A 1,004-nucleotide genomic window follows, 5' to 3' on the forward strand; every position below is an offset into this window, starting at 1 on the left:
ATTTCCACATGGGACACGAATCCCACGCGACCGACTCTTGCAAGGAAACTTGCAGGTAAAGGGAGGTCTGTCTTGGCCGGAGCCTTTCAGGTGGAAGGTGGGAAGCGAAACTTACTTTTGGCGACAAGCGGAAGAGAGGGAGAAAGAGGGCTCGTCCCCCAGGTTGGCATCCCCGGCAACCCTGCGCGTTTCACGGCTACGGCGACAGGGAATAACTCTCGACTATCGGATACCGAATATAAAATGCTAACTTTCATAGCGAATAATCTCGGAGGGCCTTCGAAGGTCAGAGGATCTTTGATTCTTCATTCATCTCAGGCTGCATGCTCATCGCGTTCGTCTGTGATAGGGCAGTTCAACAAGCTCTTTCCGAATATCAGAATTAACTATACTTCTGGTAGATGACGTCGTGAGGAGACGAGAGCCTTTCGGGTTCCGTGTGGAGGAGGAATTCTCTACCGGACCGGCAGGCTCTCGTACCCGCCTGTTCTGCATATGTGGCCGAGTCTGGGCGGATGTGCTAGCGGGCTTTGGCGTAATGCGAGAGTGGCTGCGGCCGCCGCCCCGCGCCCTGCCGCTCTCTGACCAAAAGGCGACGTTGAGCGCCCGTGCCGTTTTCCGAGGAACGACGGGACCCCTTTCCCGGCCTGATTGCGCAGCTACAGTCGCAGTCGCGCGGAAGTGAAACGCTCTGCCAGTCACGGTGTCAGCGCACAAGGCAATGCGAGCAAGTTTGATGCTGATGTATGATAGGCGCGTGAATCCGGAAATGGAGAACCTCTGGAATGCTGCAGCCCATCCGGCTGTCGAAGTAGAAGTAGAGAACACTAGGAGTGCGGCTCATCAGGCCATCGAAGATGGCGATCTCGAAGAGTTGTCCCACCTGCTGGATTCTGGAGTTGATCCAAATGAGGTATCGAATGGAATGACTCTTCTGGTCCACGCGATCGACTATGAGGCTGACACTGCCATTCAATCAAATGGTGACACCACTGTGACGATGA

1 protein-coding gene is annotated in these 1,004 nt (G+C 54.9%); it reads left to right on the forward strand.

Annotated features, from left to right (window positions below; all coding sequences use genetic code 11):
• Window positions 1-757: 757 nt before the first annotated feature.
• Window positions 758-1,004 (forward strand): ankyrin repeat domain-containing protein (locus HY68_RS42425; protein WP_198533507.1); only part of this gene is annotated, 247 nt, incomplete at its 3' end.

The sequence above is a fragment of the Streptomyces sp. AcH 505 genome (assembly GCF_000818175.1).
In the GTDB taxonomy this organism is placed as follows: Bacteria; Actinomycetota; Actinomycetes; order Streptomycetales; family Streptomycetaceae; genus Streptomyces.